Source organism: Frankia sp. AgPm24 (assembly GCF_023243055.1).
Taxonomy (GTDB): domain Bacteria; phylum Actinomycetota; class Actinomycetes; order Frankiales; family Frankiaceae; genus Frankia; species Frankia umida.
Genome location: NZ_JALKFW010000158.1, coordinates 1 through 21,008, shown reverse-complemented (window position 1 = coordinate 21,008; position 21,008 = coordinate 1). Strand labels below are relative to the sequence as shown.

The following is a 21,008-nucleotide window of genomic DNA, read 5'->3' as shown; positions in this document are numbered from 1 at the left end:
GTCACCGCGGCTCGCCTGCACGGGTCGCACAGGCCGTGGCCTGCCCCGAGGGTCGCAGTCCAGCACTGATCGTCAGCGCCGCCCGGGCGAGCAGCGGCAGCACACGGCGGGCCTGGGCCGCCGAGCGTGCCGTCACGGCCAGGGCAGCCTCAGGGCCGTGCACGGCGAACGGGTCCACGGGAACGGCCACCTCGTTCTCGCCGAGATGCCATTCCTCCCATGCGCTCGCGGGCACTCCGGCCCGGATCGCGGCCAGCTGCCGATCCAGCAGGCCAGGTGCGGTGAGCGTGTGCGGCGTGAGGCGCACCAGGTCGGTCAGCAGCTGCCGACGGCGGGAGTCCGGCAGGTAGGCCAGCAGGACCTTGCCGGCCGCGGTGGCGTGCAGCGGCAGCATCGTCCCCGGCCGCACGGCGGTGCCGGCCCCGGCATCAGCACCGTCCAGCACCACGAGGCGGCTGCCATCCAGCGCGGCGAGCAGCACCGGCAGCCCCGTCTCCCGGCTCAGACCGTGCAGAACGGGGCGTCCGGTCTCCACCAGCCGCCGTTGGCAGGGGGCCTGCCCACCCAGTGTCCACAGCCGGCTTCCCAGCCGGTAGGAGCCGTCGGACTGTCGTTGCAGGCCACCCCAGGCGACCAGCTCACGTACCAGCCGCAGCGCCGTCGGCAGTGGCAGGTCGGCACGCTCGGCGATCGCGGTCAGCCGCAGGCTTGGCGTCCCGTCCGCGAAGGCGTCCAGGATCGAGAACGCTCTGCCCACCACCGACACTGTGTGTGCTCCTCACCGCGAGTGGACCGACTTTCATCCCGTGAAAGTGAATGTGTGGGTTCATGGCGCGTTACGGAGAATCTGGGGTCGGATTTCCACAGCCGCCGTTGAAGGGAGCCACGCAGTGCCCACCCCCACCCCCGTGGAATCGCCGGTCGGAAGAACCAGAGCGGCACGCCGCGCCTCATCGCACCATGCCGGGCACCGACTTCGGCGGCACCTGCGCATGGTCATCGTAGGTGGACATCGGACGAGCTTTTCGTTCGCGAGCGACGGCGGTGACCACTGATGATCCCACTCGGACTCGCGCTCGAGCTGCCCGCCGCGGACGGCCCCAACGCCGTGGACGACCTGGTCACCCGAGCTCGCGTGGTCGCGGACGCCGGCCTGGCATCGCTGTGGCTCGGCCAGGTTTACACCGTCGACGCGCTGACCGCCCTCGCCCTCATCGGGCGCGAGGTCCCGAGGCTGGCCCTGGGAACAGCCGTGACGACCATCCACTCCCGACACCCGATCGCGATGTCCAGCCAGGTACAGACCACCCAGGCCGCGGTCGACGGACGCCTGTGGCTCGGTCTCGGCGTCGGCCACCGGGCCGCCGTCGAACAGCGCCACGGCCTGCGCTTCGACCGGCCGGTGCGCCGGATGCGCGAGTATCTCGCGGCTCTACGCCCGCTCCTCGAATCCGGAACAGTCACCTTTCGTGGCCAGGAGATGACCGCAGACACCTCGGGATGGTCCGCCCGGGTCGCCGGAGCCACTCCGCCTCCTCCGCTGCTGCTTGCGGCGCTCGGCCCGGCCATGCTGCGTCTGTGCGGCGAGCTGACCGACGGGACGATCACCTGGCTGGCCGGGCCGCGCACGCTCGCGGAGCACATCGTGCCCACGCTGTCCGCTGGTGCCGGCGGACAGCACCGTGAGGTCATCGCCGGCCTCCCGATCTGTGTGACCGACGCACCCGACGAGGTCCGCGCCCGCGCCGCGACCAACCTCGCGTTCTTCGACTCGGTACCGTCCTACCGCACGATCCTCGACCGTGAGGGCGCCCGGACAGCAGCCGACGTGGCGATCATCGGAGACGAACGCCACGTCGAGAGGGAGCTGACCCGGCTGGCCGACGCCGGCGCCACCCAGGTCATCGCCAACCTCTCCGGAGTCACCACACCTGAGGAACACGCCCGCACGATCACTCTGCTCGGCGCGCTGTCCACCCACCTCGCCCCCCGTCCTCCGCACACGGCGTTTCGCCCCTCTCGTCTGGCTGAGGCACGGAGCGCAGCGCGTCCGCATGTTCGGTAACCGCGAGAATGGTCATGGCGGACACCAACAAAAGCGTGCCGACCACACCCCATAAACAAGATCATCCTGATGCGCAGCTACCGGCTGATGTGTAGCTGCTACGGTTGGACGTGGCCGCTACTGGCGCGGGTGGATGACCACCGGGGAACGGCCGAAAGATCGTCGACGCCGACCGCCTGGGCCCGCGACGCACAGCTGACTGTGCGCGGTGAGGACGGTCGATGGACCTGCGGTACGGCATGAATCCTCGCCAGCGGCCGGCGACCGCCAGCCCCGCTAGCCCTGCTGCTGCGCCAGCTGGTCTGCGACGGAATCGTGGCGCCCGGCTATGAGCCAGGGGTCGTGGCAACCCTGTCCGCGAAGAAGAACGGCACATTCCTGACCCTGGAGGCCGACCCGACCCACCGGCCACCCCCTGGGAGATCCGCGAGGTGCACGGGATGCGCTTCACCCAGCCCTGGGATGACGCCGTTCCGAACCGGCAGACCCTGGCCGATATCCGCGTCGGCACGATTCCCGACCACGCCCTCGACGACCTGCTCCTCGGGCCTTCTCGTGGTGCGTCACACCCAGTCGAACTCGGTCGCCTACGTCCGCGGCGGGATGACGCTCGGCGTGGGCGCGGGCCAACAGTCCCGGGTGGACGTGGCTACGCCGACACCGCCTCGTCCGGGCACTGCACGTCGGCCAGAACTCGAAGATCCAAGAAAGAATCAATGCCCAGATCCACTACCTCGAGGCGAGCTCCGCCGATCCCGCGTTCCCGCTCGGGCCCGGCGGGAGCCCGCCCTTGACCGCCACGGAGCGCTCCCGATGGCTGAGTCGACTCGACCAGGCCAGCCTCGCTTCCGACGGCGCCCTCCCCTTTCAGGACAACATTGTTCATGCCCGCCGACACGGGGTGCGCTACGTGGCCGAACCCGGCGGATCAATCCGCTCCGCGGAGATCCTCAGTGCCTGCCGTGATCAAGGGGTCGCCCTCGTCGACACCGGGCTTCGCCTGTTCCGACACTGATGTGTGCGGCGACCTTCTTTCGGAAGGCTCGTCCGCCTTTCCGCGACGGCGACCCCGACCGCGGTCGGGGAGGGCCGTCGGCGCCACGCCCTCGAGCGCGAGCGTGAGCAGCCGGTCGACCGTCACCCGCCCCGGGACTGCGGCCGAGGTCTGCTCGTAGGACCACGCGAGTCCACTGACCAGGGTGAACAGTTCCAGCGCGTCGAGGTCGGCGCGGACCACGCCCACCCGCTGCGCGCGGGTGAGCAGGGACGCCCCGGCCTCGCGCATGCCCTCACAGGCCGTGTGGAGCTCGGTCGAGGTATCCCGCAGGGTCCGGGTGAACGCGGCGGTGAGCCCGCGGTAGGTGCCCGTGAACTCCACGAACTCCCGCAGCCAGCAGGTCAGCGCGAATCCGGGCGCCGCGGTGGCCGACAGCTCGCGGGCCCTGGCCGCGAGTGTGTCGAACCGATCGTGGAGGAGGACCTCGAGAAGAGCCTCTCGCGACGGGAAGTGCCGGTACAGCGTTCCCGTACCAACTCCGGCCCGGCGGGCGATGTCCTCCAGGGAGGCCCCGATGCCGTGCTCGGCGAACGCGGCACGGGCATACGCCAGCAGACGCTCGTAGTTGGCCCGGGCATCGGCCCGCATGGGCCTCGGCTCGGCCACTGCACTCACCCGCGCTTCCTTTCCCGGCGAACAAGCGGAGGGTACCTCCCCCCCACAGCCATAGGCGGAGGCTGCCTCCGGTAAGCTCGCCTCCCTCAGGCGGAGGCAGCCTCCGTTTGACTTGAAGAGGTGGAGGGATCGGCGATGACGGTTGCGGAGACCAGGCGAAGGCTGGGCCGGTTCGGGGTCTGGATTCCCCCGTTCGTCCTGCTCAGTACGCCGGTGGCCATGCAGCGCCGCGAGCTCGTCCGCATCGAGCGGCTGGGGTACGGATCAGTGTGGAGCGGGGAGACCCCGCCAGTCGCGCCGGTCAGCGGCCGCGAGGCGTTCACCCAGCACGGTCTGATGCTGGCCACGACCGATCGGATCACCGTCGGCACCGGCATCGCGAACATCAGTGTCCGCGCCGCGGGCTCGATGCACACCGGCGCCGCCACACTGGCTGAGGCCCATCCGGACCGGTTCGTCCTCGGCCTTGGTGGTCAGTCCGGCGAGCGGCCTCTTGCTCACCTGCGTGACTACCTCGATGCCATGGACGATGCCGGGCGGCGTCTGACGCAGCTACCGGCTCCCCCCTACCCGCGCGTCCTGGCTGCCCTTGGACCGCGTGCGCACCAACTGGCCCGCGAACGAGCCGACGGCGTCCATCCGTTCCTGCAGCCCGTGGCGCACACGGCGGTCGCCCGCGCGGCGGTCGGCCCGGACCTCCTGGTCATCCCCCATCAGGCCGTGGTCCTCGAAACCGACGCGCCGGCCGCCCGGGCGCGGCTGCGCCGCATCCTCAGCCTCGGCGCGGGTGCCCCCGAGTCCCCCTACACCAGGAACTACCGCCGGCTCGGCTACAGCGAGGCGGAGGTGACCGGCGAACGCAGCGACCGGCTGATCGACGACGTCCTCGCCTGGGGCGACGAAACCACTGTCGCGGCCCGGCTGACCGCCCATCTCGACGCGGGCGCCGACCACGTGCTGGTCAACCCGTTCGCGGCGGACCTCACTCAGGCGGTCGACCAGCTCGAACGGCTCGCCCCACTGCTGTTCCCAGCCGTCTGACCGCCCAGCGCATCCGGTGCGGGCGCGCCGTGGCCGCACGAAATGCGCTTGAGTGACCGTCCCCGGCCGACGAGAATCCGAGGTCGAGGTGATGGCCGCGGTGTCGACGTTGACCGACGAAGAGATCCAGACGTTCATCGACGAGGGCTTCGTCCACGTCCGGGAGGCGTTCCCGAGGGACCTGGCCGACGAGTGCCGTGCGATCCTGTGGCGCCTGACCGGCCTCGACCCCGACAACCCGGCTGGCTGGACCCGTCCCGTCATCCGGATCGACGGCAGCGCGCAGGAGCCCTTCCAGCGGGCCGCCACCACACCACGACTGCACGCCGCCTTCGATCAGCTGGTCGGGCCTGGTCGATGGCGGCCACGCACCGGCCTGGGCACGTTTCCCATCCGCTTCCCGCACCCCGGCGACCCCGGTGATGCCGGCTGGCACATGGACGGCTCCTACCTGCCCGACGGTGAGACGTGGTTCTGGCTGAACATCAGGTCCCGCGGCCGCGCCCTGCTGATGCTGTTCCTGTTCTCGGACATCGGCCCCGACGACGCACCGACCCGCATCAAGGCCGGATCACACCTCGATGTGCCGCCGTTTCTGGCGCCGGGGGGTGAACGCGGCCGAAACGGGCTGGAGCTGTGCGGGCAGATGGACGCCGCGGGCAGCCTCGACAGTCCCGACCGTCCGGTGGTCCTCGCGACCGGGCGGGCCGGTGACGTGTACCTCTGCCACCCGTTCCTCATCCACGCCGCGCAACGACACCGCGGGTCCGTTCCACGCTTCATCGCCCAGCCCCCGCTGGACCCGGTAGGCCTGCTCGACCTGGACCGCGCCGACGACACCTACTCCCCCGTCGAACTCGCCGTCCGCCGCGGGCTGGGTGTGACCGGGTAGCCGACGCCGCGGACCCGCACGGACGCTGGTGCGACTCGTCCACCGCCAGGCCCGTCCAGCCCCATCCAGGGCCTGGACGAGGCGGTCGTCAGGTTGTGGTCTGGCCGTCGATCGTCTCGCGCAGAAGGTCGGCATGCCCGGCGTGCTGGGTGGTCTCGGCGATGATGTGGATCAGCACCCGGCGGACGCTGTGTCGCGCGCCCGGTTCGTTCCAGGGTGCCGCCGGCAGTGGCTGCGCCGCGGACAGGTCGGGAATGGTCGCGACGATCTCGTCGGTGCGGGCAGCGGCCTGCCGGTAGCGGGCGATGGCCCCGGCCAGCGTGTCACCCGGCAGCATCTGGAAGTCGTTGTGACGCCTGATGGCCCAGGCCGGGTATTCGCGCGCGGTGCCGGTCATGAACTCGTCCCAGGTGACGCCGTCGGGCAGCGCGACGTCCAACGCCGAGGGCCCCTCGAGGATGAACCGCGCCCAGGTTTCCTCGCAGGAGGCGACATGTTTGATCAGCCCGCCCAGGCACAGGGCGCTGACGGTCGGTCGCTCGCCGGCCTGGGCGTCGCTGACGCCACGAGTCGTGTTGATCAGCAGGGTGCGGGCCGCGGCGAGCTCGGCGAGCAGGTCGGCCCGCTCGGCGTCGAGGACGCTGGCGTGCCCGGGGGCGGGGGCGGGGGCGGTCGTCATGATGATCGGCCTTTCTGTTGTCGCCGTGGTCGACTGAAGACCACTGTCACCGGAGAAGCGGTCAGTTTCTGGCCTCTTCTACGGGCAATCTCAGTGACATGCCGACGACCTCAGCGCGCCTGTTGGCCCTGCTCTCGCTGTTGCAGGCACGCCGGGACTGGCCGGGGGCGCTGCTGGCCGCCCGGCTCGAGGTCAGTCCGCGCACGGTGCGCCGCGATGTCGACCGCCTTCGTGAGCTGGGCTACCCGATCCGGGCCACCAAGGGCCCCGACGGTGGCTACCAGCTCGATGCGGGGGCGGACCTGCCGCCGCTGCTGTTCGACGACGAGCAGGCCGTCGCCGTCGCCGTCGCGCTCCAGATCGCCGCCAGCTCCGGCGTCGGTGTCGAGGAGGCGGCGGCCCGCGCGCTGAGCACCATCCGGCAGGTCATGCCCGCCCGGCTGCGCCACCGGATCGACGCGCTTCAGGTCACCGCGGTCGAACGCGGCGGAAATCGGCTGAACCCGCGGGTCGACCCGGCCGTTCTCGTGACGCTCGGTGCCGCGGTCCACGCCCGCGAGGAGCTTTCCTTCGACTACGCCGTCTCGTCGCGATCGGAGTCGGCCGCTGCCTCCCCGCCGCGGCGGGCGCAGCCGCACCACCTGGTCACCTGGGCGGGACGCTGGTATCTCGTCGCCTGGGATCTGGACCGGGAGGACTGGCGCACCTTCCGGGCCGACCGGATCAGCCCGCGCACCCCGACCGGGCCGCGGTTCACCCCGCGGCAGCTGCCCGGCACGGATGTGGCCGCCTTCGTCGCCCAGCGTTTCGAGGGCTCCTTCGGACCGGAGCGCCAGCCCTGCCACGGGGAGATGATCATTCATCTGCCCGCCGCCTTCGTCTCCCGGTACGCCCAGGACGGGATCGTCGAGGAACTCGGCCCGGACCGCTGCCGGCTCGTTCTCGGTTCCTGGTCCTGGCCCAGCCTGGCCGCCACCGTCGGCCGGTTCGACGCCGACATCGAGGTCCTCGGGCCACCCGAGCTCGCGGACGCCTTCGCCGCCCTGGCCCGCCGGTACGCGCGCGCCGCCGCCAGCGGCTGCAATTGACGGCGGCGCATCGGCCGTTTCCCGTTTCCCGCTTCCCGGGTGACGATCCGAGGGTCGCCCGATCGTCATCTCGATGTGGGTGTCGCGACCGGCGCGACCCCGGCGGAGGAGGCCAATGATCGCCGTCAGTCTGGTCAGAGCTGGTGTCGGAACGCCTCGAGCTGGGGGCCGGTCGTGGTGGGCAGAAACTCGGTAATGGAGTACGCGGTGACGCCGTGGTATTTGAACGGGTCGCTCTCGATGATCTCCTCGATCGCGGCACGGTCACCTGTCGCGAGGATGATTCCGCCCGTGCGCGGCTCCTTCCGTCCGGACGCCAGGAAAACTCCGGCATCATAGTTGCGCCGCAGGAACTCCCGATGACCGTCCATATGACGGTCGACCTCGGTCAGGTCGGCGGTATACGTAAGATCCAGAACAAAGAGGCTGGCCACCCGGCTGATGATAATCAGCGGTCAGTGCCCGACGGGCCGCCCGGCCCCGGCCCGGTCAGTGCGGCGGTGAGGGCGTCGCGGACGTGGGCGCGCAGCCAGCGATGAGGAGCGTCGGCATCGTTGCGCGGATGCCAGGCGAGGCTGATGGGCAGCGGCGGCAGAGCCAGGTCGAGATCGAGGTCGAGGACGGCGAGGCCCGCGGCGGCGAGGGCGGGCCGGCCGAGGCGACGGGGGGCGATGCCGACCAGGTCGCTCTGGGCGATGACCGTCAGGGCGACCGTGTGGGACGGCACGGCGACGGCGACCGTACGGCGCAGGCCCCGGGCCGCGAGCGCGTCGTCGAGGGGGCCGCGGAAGCGGCCACGCCGGGAGGCGACGACGTGCCGGGCCGCCGCGACCTGGTCCAGCGAGACCGGACCCGCGGTGAACGGATGGCCAGCGCGGACGATGAGGACGGCGTCATCGGTGCCGAGCGTCTCGGCTCGGATCTCCGGCGCGGTGGAGTCGATCTCGCCGATCTCGAGGTCGGCCGTGCCGTCGCGCAGCGGATCGGCGACCGGGGTCGGTTCGGGCAGGAAGCGCACCCGCACGGCGGGGGCCGCGGTGGCGAGCCGGCCGAGCAGGTCGGGGCCGATGGCGGCGATGAGCATGTCGCTGCTGAGGATGGTGAACGTCCGGTCGAGGTCGGCGGGGTCGGGCATGCCGACCGGTGCGAACACACCGTGGGCGCGGCGGACCAGGTCGGCGACCTCCGCCTGGATCTCCAGGGCGCGCGGGGTCGCGACCATGGTGTGGCCGGAGCGGACGAGGATCTGGTCGCCGGTGGTCCGACGGATCCGGCCGAGGGCACGGCTGGTCGCCGGTTCGGTCAGGTGCAGGCGGCGGGCGGCGCCGCTGACGCTGCGTTCGGTGAGCAGCGCGTCGAGGGCGACGAGCAGGTTGAGGTCGATGCCGGACAGCGGCCGTGCCCCACCTGCCGCCGGGGACGTCGGGGAGGACGGGGACGCCGGCGCATCAGAACTATGCATGCCGCGCATCTTTTCAGTGCTTCACCTGCATTTGAAGACAGATCGTCCGCTGCCTAGGCTTTGACCAGCATCTCGCTGTGACACCACCGCTCCCGAAAGGTGCCTTCGCCATGCCCGCGACACTGCTGGATGACGCCACCCGCACCGTGCTTGACCGCCTGTTCACGGCGGCAGCCCAGGAAGGTCCCTCCCTGCTGGCGCTGCGCGACCGGTTCAGCGGTGAGATCGACGTGTCCCTGGCCGCGACGGTGGCCGAGGCCGCCGCCGAGATCTACATGCCCGTCGCCCCGGAGGTCGGACGGCTGCTCTACCTGCTCACCCGGGCGCGGGGCGCCGCGCTCGTGGTCGAGTTCGGCACGTCCTTCGGGATCTCCACGATCCACCTGGCCGCGGCGGTCCGTGACAACGGCGGCGGCCGGGTCATCACGACCGAGCTGGCGGCGACGAAGGCGGCGGCGGCCCGCGCGAACCTGGCCGAGGCGGGCTTGGCGGACCTCGTCGACCTACGGGTCGGCGACGCCCTCGAGACCCTGCGGGATCTGCCCGGGCCGATCGACCTGCTGCTGCTGGACGGCTGGAACCAGCTCTACCTGCCGCTGCTGCGCGTGCTCGAGCCCCACCTCGCACCCGGCGCCCTGGTCGTCGCCGACGACGTGACGCTGTTCGCGCAGGAGACCCACGGCTATCTCGAGTACGTCCACGACCCCGCGAACGGTTATCTCGGCCTGCCCGTCCCCATCGACGACGGCCTCGACCTCGCCATCCGGCTGTAGCCGAAAGCCAAGGCCTTTGGCGCGGTGTCGGCGCCCGCGCGGGCCCAACCTCTCGATCGCCGGCGGCTGCCGGATCGAAGCCGAGTCGCCACGGAGGAATTCATGCTGGGCAGCAAAGAGCAGGCCTGATGTCATCGAAACCTCGGCGCGGATGCTCGACCGTGGACCACTGAAGCGACGGAACCCCCACGATGACGTCCAGAGGGTGAAAAGACAGGCGGGGCACCCGAATGCGGTGTTCGGGGCCGGTCGACGATCTGCGCATGAGTCCGACAAGCCGCGGCCGCAGGCGCCGCAAGGGAAACCACGGAAATCCGGGTCGGCGACCCACCCCCCGCGGGTTCGGATCGCGGCCCCACTCGCCCGGCACCCCTCCGCTCTGCCTCTGCCCACGGTGCGCCAACGACGACATACCCGGGGCGGAGCGCATCGTGAGTGGGCTGCTCAGCACGGGCGCATGGCTGCGCGAACGCACCGATCCCCTGGACGCGGAGACCGCCGGGTCCGTGATCGCGGCACGCTACCGACGACCCGACGGGCAGCCCACGAGGCTGTTCGTCGACGAGGTGCTACCCCGCGTCACCGCTGCCGCCAACACCGAGGCGCTCGCGATCCTGCTGGCGATCGGCGCGGCGACACCGGAGTCGACGGGCGAGGCGGCCCGCACAAGTGCCGCGGTCCTCGCCGCCGCGGGGGTTCCCGCGCCGTCCTGGGCCGACGAGCTGGCCGAACCGATCACCGCCACCGGCTTTCGGCTGCTTCGCAGGACGACCGGGCTCGCCGCCGGGAAGACCGCCGTCCTCGGCGGTGAGTTCGTGCGGGCCGGCCGCCGGCACATCCTCGCCGTCAGGCTCAACCCCCTGAGATGCGGTGAGGCCGCCGGCCTCGTCACCCTGCGCACCGACCTCGACCTCGACCGGGCTATCGCCCAGGTCCAGGCCGACGCCACGAGGGACGCGGCCGGTCTCGGTGGGAAGGAGCTGGACGCGGCCGAGTTCCGCTGGGAGGTCAGCGAAGCGCTGGCCATCCGGGCGGCGCACGAGGCCGCGGACCTGCTGCTCGGCTTTCGACCCAGCAGCGATCCGCACGGTCAGGACGTGCCCGGATACCACGCCACGGCGCTGCTGCTCACCGGTCGGCTCCAGGCGCTACCGATCCTTCGCCACCAGCCACCCAGGCCGCACACGGCGGCCTGCGACGAACTGATCCGTATCGTGGCGCGCCGATCCCCCACGCGCCACCCCGGGCCGCTGCCCGCGAGGTGGGCGCGGCAGGAAGGCCCGGCGCCGCTTTACCAGATCACGGTGAACATGCGCGGGGCACGGCAGCCGATCTGGCGCCGGTTGGAGGTCCCCGCGGATCTCTCCCTGGCGAGGCTGCACGCCGTCATCCAGGCGGCGTTCGGCTGGGAGGAGTCCGAGCTGCACGAGTTCGAGACGCCGTTCGGCACGTTCACCGCACCCGACCCCGACGGTCCGGACCCGGACTTCCCCGGCCCCGCGCCCGACTGGCCCGATACCCGGACCGTCTCCCTGGGCCAGGTCCTGACCGGGGTCGGCAGCCAGATCGTCGGCGTGTACCTGCTCGAGAACGAGTGGGAGCTCGACATCGAGCTGGCGAAGATCAGCGGTCGCACGACCGGCGCGAGTGATCCGCGGTGCCTCGACGGACAGCGGGCTGCGCCGCCGGAAGGCTGTCAGAGCTGGGACGTCTACGAGGAGTTCCTGCGGATCCTCGAGGGCGAGGACGCCGACCCCGACTCCGAGGAGTCCTACGAGCGGCTGACGGAGATCGGCCTGGCGGAGGCGACCGATTTCGACCCGCGATGGTTCGACCTCGAGGCCGTGAACGCCGACCTGTCCCGCCTGCGCTAGCCACGCGGTCAGGGGTGGGCGAGCCGGGCGGTGAAGTCGGCTATGACGGCGAGCTGCTCGTCGTCATAGCGCCCGAGCAGCTCGTGCAGGGCCTGGCCGTACCCCTCGTACAGCGGACCCATGTCGTGGCGCACCTTCTCCTCGACCCGGGACACCACGACCCTGCGACGGTCGTCGGACGAGCGGTCCCGCCGGGCGTAGCCGGCTCGTTCCAGCCGATCGACCACACCGGTGACGGTGCCGGACGTCAGACCGCTCAGTTCCGCCAGCCGGCCGGGTGTCAGAGGCCCGTGCACCTGCAGCAGGGTGAGGAACTGGGCGTCGCTCGGGCCGAGACCGACCTTCTCGGCGACCTCGTGACTGTGCAGGATCGCCCCCGCGATCATGCGCACCACCGAGTCGAAGATCCGCACCTGGACCGCGCCGCGCGGCGGATCGTCCGGCATGTCCCCAACCCCCTTGTATCTCGCCTATCCGAGATATATGTTTTCACAAGACACTTTGACAGCCGAGATAGTTCGGCCCGCGAGGTGCGGTCCATCATCCCGGCCGACAGTGCCGCGGGCGGACGCACCTCCCCGGATTCTGGAGACGAAGACCCCGATGAGAAGACGGCTCCGCACACTCGGCGCCTTGGTCACGCTGAGTGCCTCTCTGCTCGCTTTCAGCACAACCACGGCCACCGCGGCCACCCCGACCAGCCCGGCCAGCGCGGCGACGTGGGTGGTGTCCGCCCCGCGCATCGTCGCGCGTTTCGACGTCAACACGGGGCAGTCGCCCGAGGGCATCGCGCTGGAGCCGACCGGATCGGCACTGATCTCGCTGGCCAACGCGAGTGCGGTCGTGCGGGTGCGCCGCGACGGACAGGTGGAGCCGGTCGGCCAGCTGCCCAGAAGCGGTGCCTGCCCGATCCTCGGGGGCTCCTACAGTTCCGGTATCGCCCGCGGGCCCGACGGCACGGTCTACGTCCTCAACTGCACGGGAAGCGCCGACTCCGGAGTGTGGCGGATTCGGCGCGGCGGCGTGCCGGAACAGATCGCCCGCCTGCCCGTGCAGGCGTTTCCCAACGGCCTCGCCCTGGACGAGCGAACCGGCGATCTCTACGCCGCGGACTCCGCCCTCGGCGTGATCTGGAAGGTACCCACGACCGGCGGCACGCCCAGGGTCTGGGCCAGCGGCCCCGAGCTGACCCGCGACGAGTTGTTCGGCGCCAACGGAATCACCGTCCATCGAGGTCAGGTGTGGGTCAGCAACACCGATCGGGGCACGATCATGCGGATTCCGATCGGTGCCGGCGGTGCGGCCGGACCGATCCGGACGATGGTCAGCGGGCTGACCGGTGGGGTGGACAACTTCACCGTCTTCGGGCCGGACGACACGATTCTCGCCCCGCTGATCGCGACGAACGAGATCGTCCTGATCCGCCCGGGCCAGCAGCCACAGGTGGTGCTGACCGCCGCCGACGGCCTGTCCAACCCCACCCATGTCCAGCTGCGTGGCGACACCGTCTACGTCTCCAACAGCGCCTTCTTCACCCGCGTCGACCCGAATCTGCTGGTCGCCCACCTCGACCGGCGCGCGCCGGCGACACGAACAGCCGCATAGCCACCGGGCGGACTCAGCGTTCCGGCTGGGCGGCGGTGAGGGTCGTGGCGAGGTCGAGGAAGTCACGGGCTGGGCTGGGCAGCGGGACGTTCGCGTTCCAGGCGATGGCGACGTCGGCCGCCGGGATGTCCGTGACCTCGACGAACGTCAGGCCGGGCCAGCGCTGCGCGCGGGCGATCGAGGCGGGTACCAGACCGACCGCCTGGCCGGAGCGGGCCGCCTCGAGCAGATCGTCGAGGGTATGGCCCTGTGCGCCGAGCCGCGCCGGTCTGCCGCGTCGCTCGTTCACCCGCCAGAACGCGCACCAGATGGGATCGGAACCGACGATGTCGATCCAGGGCAGGTCGGCGATCTCCGCGAACTCGATGTGCCGCCTGGTTGCCAGGGGATGGCCGGTGTGGAGGGCGACGAACCGCGGTTCGGAGGCCACCACGACCAGGTCCAGGCCCGTGCTGGTGAACGGAGGGCGCACGATCGCGATGTCGCTGTGGTGGGTGCGCAGGCCACCGGTCGGATCCTCGAGGCCGTAGTGCTTCGTCGTGACGCGGACGCCGGGATGCCGCTCGGCGTGGGCGTGCAGCAGCCTGGGCGTGATGTCGACGGCCGCGGTGGCGGCCAGCCCGATCCGCAGGCTGGGGCCGGAGCCGGCGTTGAGTTCGTGCGCGGCGTCCACGCACCGCTGCGCGACGGCCACAAGGTCACGGGCGTAGGGCAGCCAGGCCGATCCGCGCTCGGTCAGCGCCACCGCCCGGGGGGCCCGCTCGAACAGGTCGAACCCGACATGCGATTCGAGCCGTGCGATCGCGCTGCTCAACGACTGCTGGGCCACGTTGAGGCGCCGGGCCGCCCGGGTGAAGTTCAGTTCCTCGGCGACCGCCAGGAAGTAGGCGAGCTGCCGAAGGTCGAACCGCACGGCGGCGAACGGCGGTACGGTCGGTGCCGTCGATCGACCGACAGCGGCTGTGGGGCCACCGAAAACTTCTGTTTCCCCTGCGGTGGACATCGCCCTAGCGTTGCACGCCGGGGATGCGTGCACGACGCGTCCAGGTGAGGGGATCCCGACGACCATGGCCGAGTCGCTGTACGAGCACGCCGGTGGTGCGAGCGCCCTGCACCGACTCGAGGAGCTGTTCTACGAACGCGCGCTCGCCGATCCGGTCCTGAGCAGGCTTTTCCCTGAGCGGGTGGCGACCCATGTCGACCGGCTGACCTCGTTCACCGGGGAGTCGTTCGGCGGCCCCGACGACTTCAGTCGCGAGACCGGCTTTCAGTACCTGATCGACGTGCACCGTCATCTCCAGATCACCGACGAGCAGCGCGACCGGTTCGTCGAAACGTACCTGCGGGCGCTCGACGAGGCCGGCCTGCCCGACGACGCCCCGTTCCGCACCGCGGTGCGCGAGCACATCGAGTTCGGCGCGCAGGTCGCCCAGCAGAACTCCTGGGCCGAGACCGACGCCGACCTGCACCCGATCCGCGAGGTGCCCCACTGGGAGTGGACCCCGGACGGCCCGCCCGAGCACGGACCAGACTCGATCCGTGTCCGTTGAGATGTTCAACCTGCCAGAGCTACTTCGGAAGCTTCCGTCACCATGCCCCGGTGACGCCGACCCTCGGCTCCGCGAGCTCTACGAAGCCGATCAGGCTGACCGCCAGGGGCGGGAGCTGCCACCCGAGGCGGTCGATCGGGACTCGGAACGCCAGCGCACCGTCATGAGTCTGCTGGCAGACGGCCAGGTCCGGACCGCCCCCGATTTCTACCATGCGGCGATGGTCTTTCAGCACGGCAGCCTTCCGGAGCACAATCACCTGAGTTTCGAACTGGCTTGCCGAGCCGCGGACGCCGGCTGTCGGGATGCCCGTTGGCTCGCGGCCGCCGCGCTGGACCGTTGGCTCACCCGAAAAGGCCTGCCGCAGAGGTTCGGCACCCAGTACTTCAGGGAGGGGGCCGAATGGGAGTTCTACCCGGTCGACCCCGCTACCACCGACGAGGAACGCCTCGCCTGGGATGTCCCGCCACTCGCCCTCGCCCATGAGCGGCTCGTCGCCATGAACGAGGAGCTCCGCGCCTAGTCGGTCAGGTCCGCGGAAGGTGCGGGCGGCGGATCCGCGGGCAGTAGTTCGACGTAGCCGTCGGCTCCGTGGACGCGGATGCGCTGCCCGTCGGGGATGCGTCGGGTGGCCTCGACCACGCCGACGACCGCCGGTAGCCCGTACTCCCGGGCGATCACCGAGCCGTGGGTCATCAGCCCGCCGACCTCCGTCACCAGGCCCGCGGCGGCGACGAACAGAGGCGTCCAGCTGGGGTCGGTGTGGGCGGTGACGAGAATGTCGCCCGGCTCCAGCACCGCCTGGGCCAGGTCCAGGATGACGCGGGCGCGCCCTTCCACCGTTCCGGTGCTGACCGGCAGGCCGATCAGCGCGCCGGGCGGTGTGTCGTCGCGTCGATGCGCCCCGGCGACGCACTCCCCCTCGGAGGTGAGCACCCGGGGTGGGGTGAGCCCCTGATACGACCTGAACGCCTCCCTGCGTCGGAGGATGAGCTGGTCGTCCACGTGGTTCGTGCGCACGACGTCGTACAGCTCCTCGAACGTGAGGTAGAAGATGTCCGCCGGCTCGCGCAGTACGTGGGCCTTCTCGAGCCGTCCGGCCTCGGCCAGCAGGGCCCGCTTGTACACGAAGTAGCGGCTGATCATGCCGTACTTCGGATACTCCCGGTATCCGATGAAGGTCCGGACCCGGTCGATCATCCGCTTGGTCTCCGCGGCTCGGCGCTGCCCGTCCGGCCCGGCTCGTAGGCGCGCCAGCAGGTCCTGCTCCTTGCGTTCGGCCTCGGCGCGGCCCTGGTCGAAACGCCGCCGGCTCTCACCCGGTTCGACGTTGCGGACGTGGCCGAGGAGGACGGGCAGCAGGGCGGCGGGATTCTCGTTCCACCGCGGCCGGGTGATGTCGATCTCGCCGGCGCAGCGCATTCCGTACCGGTCGAGCCAGGCCGTGAAAGCGTCGTGTGTCTCCCGTCCGCCCGCGAGCCCGGGTAGTTCGGCCAGAAAACCGCCGCCCGTGAAACCCTCGTCCGCGACGCGACGCAGGAACGCCACCACGTCGGGGTGCTCACGGATCACGTCGGCGACGTCGAGCAGCGCCAGTCCCATCTCCGAGGTGACATTGTGGGGCACGGACTTCGTGAGCGTGTCCGCCGCGTTCTTCTCACCCAGCCAGGCGGCCAGCCGCTCGTTGAGCCACCACGTGGCGTCCATCGCCGACATGAACACCTGATGGCTACGCCGATCGAACAGGATGCGCCGCAGTTCCTGGAGGTCGGTCCGGATGAAGTCGAGCAGCGCCACCCCGGACCTGGTCCGGATCTCACGTTCCACGGCGGCGATGGACGCCTCGCTGCTCGCGATCAGCTCGGTGACGATGGCCGCGTCGGTCTCGATCGGCGCTGGTGGGCCGCCGGCCAGCGGCGTGGGCGCAGCACCGTCCGGCCGTGACCGGATGAAACCGTCCCGGTCGAGGACGGTCCGCAGCGCGTCGCGGGTCAGCGGATCGGATCTGCCCATCAGCTCCAGCAGGTTGGTGCGGTCGGTCGGCGCGGCCACTCTCGCAGTGACATCGACGAACAGCCGGCCACCGGCCTCGGCCATGGGCGCGGGGGTCGTCAACTGCCAGAAGGAAAGCCCCAGCGGTTTCATGGGATCGGTCATCATCTGCTGATGACCGACGGAGACATACACATGGTTCTCCCCGTCGCTGACCCGCGGGACGGGGAAGAGCGTCGTGATCGGCCGACTCTGCACAATCCGGAAATCGCCGTCCACCAGGCACCATTCGATGTCCTGGGGACACCCGAAGTGCGTTTCGATCCGCCGGCCGAGCCGCACGAGTTCCAGCACCTGCGTGTCCGTCAGCGCGGGTTGTTCCTGGTGCTCCGGGTCGATCTCCTGGTCCCGCGTCCCGCCTCCCGGCAGGGCGTACACCGCGCGCCGCTTGACGGAGATGGTCCTGGTGCTGATCTCGCCATCGCGCACCGTGAGGACATCCGGGTTCACCAGCCCGGAGACCACGGCCTCACCGAGGCCGAAACTGGCCTCCACCGAGGCGACCTTCCGGTTGGACGTGACGGGGTCGGCGGTGAACAGCACGCCGGCCGCTCGCGGGAGGACCATCCGCTGCACGAGCACGGCCATCGCGACCTGGCGGTGATCGATGCCGTGGTGCTGGCGGTAGGTCACGGCCCGCTCGGTGAACAGCGAGGCCCAGGCCCGGCTGATGTGCGCGAGGAGCGCCGCGGGTCCCACGACGTTCAGGTACGTGTCCTGCTGGCCGGCGAAGGAGGCCGTCGGCAGGTCCTCGGCTGTCGCGCTGGAGCGCACCGCGTAGCCGGCCCGTTCGCCGAGCCCCGCGTGCGCTCGTGTGATCGCTGACGCCAGATCGGCCGGGATGGCGGTGCCTTCGATGGTGCGGCGCAGCCGCGCGCTGAGCGAACCGATCGCCACCCGGTCGTCCGGGTTCGCGTGCGACAGCCGGTCGAGCAGATCCGCGGTCGCGGGCGTCGCCGAAAGGATCCGCCGAAAGGCGTTCGTCGTCACGCAGAAACCGGCCGGCACGTGCACGCCCTCGATCCGCGACAGCGCGCCCACCCGCGCGCCCTTACCGCCCACGAGCGCCAGCTGACCCTCGTCGACCTCGTGCAGCCCCACCACGTTCTGATCGCTCACCGCGTCCCCTACCGGTCGACATCGACACGCGCATCGCGCCCATGGCCCCGTCTGATCGTGGCCCGGCCGACGATTGTGCGGCACGACCCGGGTCTTGCGACAAGCCCCTTAGCCTGCTATATGTTAGAGGTGGCAGGGAGTGCTTTCTCCTGTTCTTCCTGATCTTCCTGTGCTTTCAGCAGCGCGTCGCCGTGTTCGAGAATCCATTCGCCGAGCACCCGCATCGGACCGTTCACGAGACTGCACCCCAACGGGGTCAGCGCGTACTCGACCCGCGGCGGCGCCTGGACGAAGGCGTGTCGCCCCACCAGGCCTCGAGCGCACAGTCGGCGCAGCGTCTCCGTCAGGACCTTGTCGCTCAGACCACCGATGGCCGCCCGCAGTTCGCGGCGTCGCCGAGGGCCCGCACGCAGCGCGGCCAGCACCACCGGGTCCCAGGTATGGGCGAACAACTCTGTCACCGCCCGAAGGCGACAATCGGCGACCAGTTCCTCGCAGTGACGTTCGTGCTCGTTCATCCCTGCCATCGTCGCAGGTCTCGCACGCACCGATTGGTGCGTATCGGCCTGCCTACCGTGGGCCGCGAAGAATCAGCACGCGGCGAAAGGGACACCGATGCGCATTGGAATTCTGGGGACGGGCACCCTGGCCGCCGCCCTCGGCCAGGGTTGGGCGCGACACGGGCACGAACTGGTCATCGGCGGGCGTTCACGTACCAAGGCAGACGCGCTCGCCGCACGGCTGGGCGGGGCGGCCCGTGCCGGCACCCCGCGGGAGGCCGTCACCGGCCGCGATGCGGTACTGCTCGCCGTGTCATGGGCCGGCATCGAGGACGTTCTTCGGGCCGCCGGCGCGGGCGAGGGCACGCTCGCGGGAACGCCGTTGATAGATCCGACGAACGCCGTGGAGCACGGCGTCGGCCTGCTGCTGCCCGAACCGGGAAGCTCGGCGGCCAGCCGGATCGCCGCGGCCGCGCCCGGCGCACAGGTCGTGAAGGCATTTCATCTGTTTGCCGCTGACCAGTGGACACGCTCTCCCAGCAGCGACCCCGGGGCGACGACTCCGACCGTGGTGATCTGCGGCGACGACGCGTCCGCGTTGTCGGTCGTCAGCGATCTCATCCGGGATGTCGGGGGAAGAGCGGCCGCGCTGGGGGGCCTGGACCGCGCCCGTCAGCTCGAGGAAACCGCGGGTTTCGTCATCGGGCTGGCGTTCGCGGGCTTTGATCCCGCCTCGGCCGTTCCGCACGTCCCGACGGGGGCCGTGTCCGCCTGACGGAGAACGGTCCGTTCCGAGTCCGGGCTCAGACCGAGTCCGGGCTCAGACCGGTGGCGGGTTCAGCCGGGCGAAACCGTCCTGTCGGTAGTACGGGAAGTAGGGGTAGGGGGCGGTGCGGGCGCTGGCCGTGTCCAGCCGGGTTCGTTGGTCCGCGGTCAGCGACCAGCCGACCGCCCCGAGGTTCTGCCGCAGCTGGGTCTCGTCCCGGGCGCCGATGATGACGGAGGCGACCGTCGGGCGTGACAGCAGCCAGTTGAGCGCGATCTGCGGCACCGCCCGGCCGGTTTCCGCGGCGATCTCGTCGAGCACGTCGACCACGGAGTACAGATACTCGTCGTCCACCGGTGGGCCGAAATCGGCGGTGGCATGCAGCCGGCTGCCCGCGGGCAACGGCTCGCCGCGACGGACCCGTCCGGTCAGGCGACCCCAGCCCAGCGGGCTCCAGACAATCGCACCGACGCCCTGGTCGAGGCCCAGTGGTAGCAGTTCCCATTCATAGTCGCGACCGACCAGCGAGTAGTGGACCTGGTGCGCCACATACCGCGGATAGCCGTACCGCTCGGCGACACCGAGGGATTTCATGAGCTGCCAACCGGCGAAGTTGGACACGCCGATGTAGCGGATCTTCCCGGCCCGCACCAGATCGTCCAGTGTGGACAGCACCTCCTCGATTGGCGTGCCCGCGTCGAAGGCATGCAGCTGGAAGAGATCGAGGTGGTCGGTGCCGAGCCGGCGCAGGGCGCCGTCACAGGCGGCGAGCAGCCGGGCCCGCGACGAACCCGCGTCGTTCGGGCCGTCTCCGGTGGGCAGACTCGCCTTGGTGGCGAGCAGGACCTTGTCGTGCCGGCCTCGGACGGCCGCACCGAGCACCTGTTCGGAGGCACCGTCGGAGTAGACGTCGGCGGTGTCGAACATCGTGACACCCGCGTCCAGACAGATGTCGATCAGACGCCGGGCCTGGTCGACGTCGGTGTTTCCCCAGGCGCCGAACAGCGGGCCGTGTCCGCCGAACGTGCCGGTGCCGAAGCTCAGCGCTGGCACCAGCAGCCCGGACGCCCCCAGCCGTCGATACTCCATCGCAGCCACCTAACGGTTCCATAGTTCCGTTAATATCGAAGCCAACCGTACCACCGAACAGGCTGCTAACGGGAATGGGGAACCATTACAGTGGACGAGAACGGCCGTGGGTCGGGAACGCCTCGGCCCGGCGGACGCACCGCGCGGGTGCGCGCCAACGTGCTGCGGGCCGCCGCGGACGCGCTGGTCGAACTCGGCCTCGCCCACCTCGACCTCGCCGATGTGGCCCGCCGCGCCGGCGTCGGCAAGACCACCGTCTACCGCCGCTGGGGGTCGACCGTCGCTCTGGTGGCCGACCTGTTGACCGAGATGGCGCAGGAGTCCGTGCCCAGGACCGAGACCGGCACCCTGCTCGGTGACCTGCGAGCCAACGCCGAGCTCGTCCGGCGCACCCTGTGCGACCCGCGCCAGGGGGCGCTGTTCACCGCGATGATCGCCGCCGCGACCTGGGACGGGCCCACCGCGCACGCGCTGCGCGGCTTCTACGAGACCAGGATCGCCGAGTGGGCGCCCTGCGTGACGCAGGCGATCGACCGCGGCGAGGTGCCGGCGGGAACCGACCCCGACGAGGTCATCCGCGCCGTCTGCGCCCCGCTCTACTACCGCCTGCTGACCCACGGGGAGCTACCGGACGCGCTCGCGGCCGACCGCGCCGCCCTGGCCGCGGCGGCCGCCGCCCGCGCCGGCGCGTACCTGGCGTCCTCTTGACATCCTCCCCGGCCTGAAGACCGGGGATTCCTACCCTCGCGGGCAGGTTTTCCTGTTTCACTGACAGACGCCT

General features: G+C 70.8%; 22 protein-coding genes. 12 read left to right on the top strand and 10 right to left on the bottom strand.

What is annotated here, in order from left to right; all coding sequences use genetic code 11:
* Position 1: 1 nt before the first annotated feature.
* Positions 2 to 757, bottom strand: coding sequence for an IclR family transcriptional regulator (locus MXD61_RS28400; protein ID WP_248812198.1), 756 nt, complete (start codon positions 755 to 757; stop codon positions 2 to 4).
* A 297-nt stretch (positions 758 to 1,054) separates the two neighbouring features.
* Between MXD61_RS28400 and MXD61_RS07970 the strand changes: the two genes are divergently transcribed.
* Positions 1,055 to 2,065 (top strand): TIGR03564 family F420-dependent LLM class oxidoreductase, encoded by a 1,011-nt coding sequence (locus MXD61_RS07970; RefSeq protein ID WP_248812197.1) that lies wholly within the window; start codon positions 1,055 to 1,057, stop codon positions 2,063 to 2,065.
* Between the two features lie 315 nt (positions 2,066 to 2,380).
* Complete coding sequence (locus MXD61_RS28755; protein WP_374628601.1) at positions 2,381 to 3,031, top strand: hypothetical protein; 651 nt, start codon at positions 2,381 to 2,383, stop codon at positions 3,029 to 3,031.
* Here the strand turns inward: MXD61_RS28755 and MXD61_RS07965 are convergent.
* Positions 2,994 to 3,737 (bottom strand): helix-turn-helix domain-containing protein, encoded by a 744-nt coding sequence (locus MXD61_RS07965; RefSeq protein WP_308222698.1) that lies wholly within the window; start codon positions 3,735 to 3,737, stop codon positions 2,994 to 2,996. The genes MXD61_RS28755 and MXD61_RS07965 overlap by 38 nt on opposite strands.
* A 135-nt stretch (positions 3,738 to 3,872) precedes the next feature.
* On the opposite strand from MXD61_RS07965, the gene MXD61_RS07960 reads away from it, so the two are divergent.
* Both MXD61_RS07960 and MXD61_RS07955 read left to right on the top strand, forming a co-directional pair.
* Positions 3,873 to 4,778: a TIGR03620 family F420-dependent LLM class oxidoreductase gene (locus tag MXD61_RS07960; protein ID WP_248812196.1), complete on the top strand. Its 906-nt coding sequence runs from the start codon at positions 3,873 to 3,875 to the stop codon at positions 4,776 to 4,778.
* A 91-nt stretch (positions 4,779 to 4,869) separates the two neighbouring features.
* Positions 4,870 to 5,670, top strand: coding sequence for a phytanoyl-CoA dioxygenase family protein (locus MXD61_RS07955; protein WP_251079609.1), 801 nt, complete (start codon positions 4,870 to 4,872; stop codon positions 5,668 to 5,670).
* An 88-nt stretch (positions 5,671 to 5,758) separates the two neighbouring features.
* Here the strand turns inward: MXD61_RS07955 and MXD61_RS07950 are convergent, their stop codons facing one another.
* On the bottom strand, positions 5,759 to 6,349 hold the full coding sequence (locus MXD61_RS07950; RefSeq protein ID WP_248812194.1) for a DinB family protein: 591 nt from the start codon (positions 6,347 to 6,349) through the stop codon (positions 5,759 to 5,761).
* 98 nt (positions 6,350 to 6,447) lie between these two features.
* Here MXD61_RS07950 and MXD61_RS07945 point away from each other — a divergent pair, with 98 nt between their 5' ends.
* The gene (locus MXD61_RS07945; protein WP_248812193.1) at positions 6,448 to 7,437 is read left to right on the top strand and encodes a YafY family protein; all 990 of its coding nucleotides are present in this window, start codon (positions 6,448 to 6,450) and stop codon (positions 7,435 to 7,437) included.
* Between the two features lie 134 nt (positions 7,438 to 7,571).
* Here the strand turns inward: MXD61_RS07945 and MXD61_RS07940 are convergent, their stop codons facing one another.
* Together MXD61_RS07940 and MXD61_RS07935 are read right to left on the bottom strand one after the other, a co-directional pair.
* Positions 7,572 to 7,871 carry a YciI family protein gene (locus MXD61_RS07940; protein WP_248812192.1) on the bottom strand — a complete coding sequence of 100 codons (300 nt, stop codon included), beginning with the start codon at positions 7,869 to 7,871 and terminating at the stop codon, positions 7,572 to 7,574.
* Positions 7,872 to 7,885: 14 nt separating this feature from the next.
* Positions 7,886 to 8,899 (bottom strand): LysR family transcriptional regulator, encoded by a 1,014-nt coding sequence (locus MXD61_RS07935; RefSeq protein ID WP_248812191.1) that lies wholly within the window; start codon positions 8,897 to 8,899, stop codon positions 7,886 to 7,888.
* A 110-nt stretch (positions 8,900 to 9,009) separates the two neighbouring features.
* Here MXD61_RS07935 and MXD61_RS07930 point away from each other — a divergent pair, with 110 nt between their 5' ends.
* Positions 9,010 to 9,672, top strand: a complete 663-nt coding sequence (locus tag MXD61_RS07930) for an O-methyltransferase (RefSeq protein WP_248812190.1) — start codon at positions 9,010 to 9,012, stop codon at positions 9,670 to 9,672.
* A gap of 431 nt (positions 9,673 to 10,103) precedes the next feature.
* Entirely contained in the window at positions 10,104 to 11,546 is a 1,443-nt protein-coding gene (locus MXD61_RS07925; protein ID WP_248812189.1) for a plasmid pRiA4b ORF-3 family protein, read from the top strand.
* Between the two features lie 8 nt (positions 11,547 to 11,554).
* On the opposite strand, the gene MXD61_RS07920 is transcribed toward MXD61_RS07925, so the two are convergent.
* A complete protein-coding gene (locus tag MXD61_RS07920; RefSeq protein WP_248812188.1) occupies positions 11,555 to 11,992 on the bottom strand; it encodes a MarR family winged helix-turn-helix transcriptional regulator in 438 nt (145 codons plus the stop codon).
* A 157-nt stretch (positions 11,993 to 12,149) separates the two neighbouring features.
* On the opposite strand from MXD61_RS07920, the gene MXD61_RS07915 reads away from it, so the two are divergent.
* The gene (locus MXD61_RS07915) at positions 12,150 to 13,151 is read left to right on the top strand and encodes an SMP-30/gluconolactonase/LRE family protein (RefSeq protein ID WP_248812187.1); all 1,002 of its coding nucleotides are present in this window, start codon (positions 12,150 to 12,152) and stop codon (positions 13,149 to 13,151) included.
* 13 nt (positions 13,152 to 13,164) lie between these two features.
* Here MXD61_RS07915 and MXD61_RS07910 read toward each other — a convergent pair whose 3' ends face one another.
* Positions 13,165 to 14,064, bottom strand: a complete 900-nt coding sequence (locus MXD61_RS07910) for a LysR family transcriptional regulator (protein ID WP_248812186.1) — start codon at positions 14,062 to 14,064, stop codon at positions 13,165 to 13,167.
* Positions 14,065 to 14,218: 154 nt separating this feature from the next.
* On the opposite strand from MXD61_RS07910, the gene MXD61_RS07905 reads away from it, so the two are divergent.
* Both MXD61_RS07905 and MXD61_RS07900 read left to right on the top strand, forming a co-directional pair.
* Positions 14,219 to 14,701 carry a group II truncated hemoglobin gene (locus tag MXD61_RS07905; RefSeq protein WP_248812185.1) on the top strand — a complete coding sequence of 161 codons (483 nt, stop codon included), beginning with the start codon at positions 14,219 to 14,221 and terminating at the stop codon, positions 14,699 to 14,701.
* 163 nt (positions 14,702 to 14,864) lie between these two features.
* Positions 14,865 to 15,224 (top strand): hypothetical protein, encoded by a 360-nt coding sequence (locus MXD61_RS07900; RefSeq protein ID WP_248812184.1) that lies wholly within the window; start codon positions 14,865 to 14,867, stop codon positions 15,222 to 15,224.
* On the opposite strand, the gene rph is transcribed toward MXD61_RS07900, so the two are convergent.
* Together rph and MXD61_RS07890 are read right to left on the bottom strand one after the other, a co-directional pair.
* Entirely contained in the window at positions 15,221 to 17,872 is a 2,652-nt protein-coding gene (gene rph, locus MXD61_RS07895) for a rifamycin-inactivating phosphotransferase (RefSeq protein WP_248812183.1), read from the bottom strand. The two genes, MXD61_RS07900 and rph, sit on opposite strands and share 4 nt — an antisense overlap.
* Positions 17,873 to 17,988: 116 nt before the next feature.
* A complete protein-coding gene (locus tag MXD61_RS07890; protein WP_248812182.1) occupies positions 17,989 to 18,390 on the bottom strand; it encodes a helix-turn-helix domain-containing protein in 402 nt (133 codons plus the stop codon).
* A gap of 97 nt (positions 18,391 to 18,487) precedes the next feature.
* Here MXD61_RS07890 and MXD61_RS07885 point away from each other — a divergent pair, with 97 nt between their 5' ends.
* Positions 18,488 to 19,147: an NADPH-dependent F420 reductase gene (locus MXD61_RS07885; protein ID WP_248812181.1), complete on the top strand. Its 660-nt coding sequence runs from the start codon at positions 18,488 to 18,490 to the stop codon at positions 19,145 to 19,147.
* A 45-nt stretch (positions 19,148 to 19,192) separates the two neighbouring features.
* Here MXD61_RS07885 and MXD61_RS07880 read toward each other — a convergent pair whose 3' ends face one another.
* Complete coding sequence (locus tag MXD61_RS07880) at positions 19,193 to 20,227, bottom strand: aldo/keto reductase (protein WP_248812180.1); 1,035 nt, start codon at positions 20,225 to 20,227, stop codon at positions 19,193 to 19,195.
* Positions 20,228 to 20,317: 90 nt separating this feature from the next.
* Between MXD61_RS07880 and MXD61_RS07875 the strand changes: the two genes are divergently transcribed.
* Complete coding sequence (locus tag MXD61_RS07875; RefSeq protein WP_248812179.1) at positions 20,318 to 20,935, top strand: TetR/AcrR family transcriptional regulator; 618 nt, start codon at positions 20,318 to 20,320, stop codon at positions 20,933 to 20,935.
* The last annotated feature ends 73 nt before the right edge of the window (positions 20,936 to 21,008 follow it).

Coding starts and splice junctions, on each gene's coding strand:
- MXD61_RS07930 (WP_248812190.1), top strand. CDS start 9,010: ATGCCCGCGACACTGCTGGATGACGCCACCCGCACCGTGCTTGACCGC.
- MXD61_RS07945 (WP_248812193.1), top strand. CDS start 6,448: ATGCCGACGACCTCAGCGCGCCTGTTGGCCCTGCTCTCGCTGTTGCAG.
- MXD61_RS07950 (WP_248812194.1), bottom strand. CDS start 6,349: ATGACGACCGCCCCCGCCCCCGCCCCCGGGCACGCCAGCGTCCTCGAC.
- MXD61_RS07915 (WP_248812187.1), top strand. CDS start 12,150: ATGAGAAGACGGCTCCGCACACTCGGCGCCTTGGTCACGCTGAGTGCC.
- MXD61_RS07905 (WP_248812185.1), top strand. CDS start 14,219: ATGGCCGAGTCGCTGTACGAGCACGCCGGTGGTGCGAGCGCCCTGCAC.
- MXD61_RS07900 (WP_248812184.1), top strand. CDS start 14,865: ATGAGTCTGCTGGCAGACGGCCAGGTCCGGACCGCCCCCGATTTCTAC.
- MXD61_RS07970 (WP_248812197.1), top strand. CDS start 1,055: ATGATCCCACTCGGACTCGCGCTCGAGCTGCCCGCCGCGGACGGCCCC.
- MXD61_RS07880 (WP_248812180.1), bottom strand. CDS start 20,227: ATGGAGTATCGACGGCTGGGGGCGTCCGGGCTGCTGGTGCCAGCGCTG.
- MXD61_RS07935 (WP_248812191.1), bottom strand. CDS start 8,899: ATGCATAGTTCTGATGCGCCGGCGTCCCCGTCCTCCCCGACGTCCCCG.
- MXD61_RS07960 (WP_248812196.1), top strand. CDS start 3,873: ATGACGGTTGCGGAGACCAGGCGAAGGCTGGGCCGGTTCGGGGTCTGG.
- MXD61_RS07955 (WP_251079609.1), top strand. CDS start 4,870: ATGGCCGCGGTGTCGACGTTGACCGACGAAGAGATCCAGACGTTCATC.
- MXD61_RS07885 (WP_248812181.1), top strand. CDS start 18,488: ATGCGCATTGGAATTCTGGGGACGGGCACCCTGGCCGCCGCCCTCGGC.
- MXD61_RS07920 (WP_248812188.1), bottom strand. CDS start 11,992: ATGCCGGACGATCCGCCGCGCGGCGCGGTCCAGGTGCGGATCTTCGAC.
- MXD61_RS07890 (WP_248812182.1), bottom strand. CDS start 18,390: ATGAACGAGCACGAACGTCACTGCGAGGAACTGGTCGCCGATTGTCGC.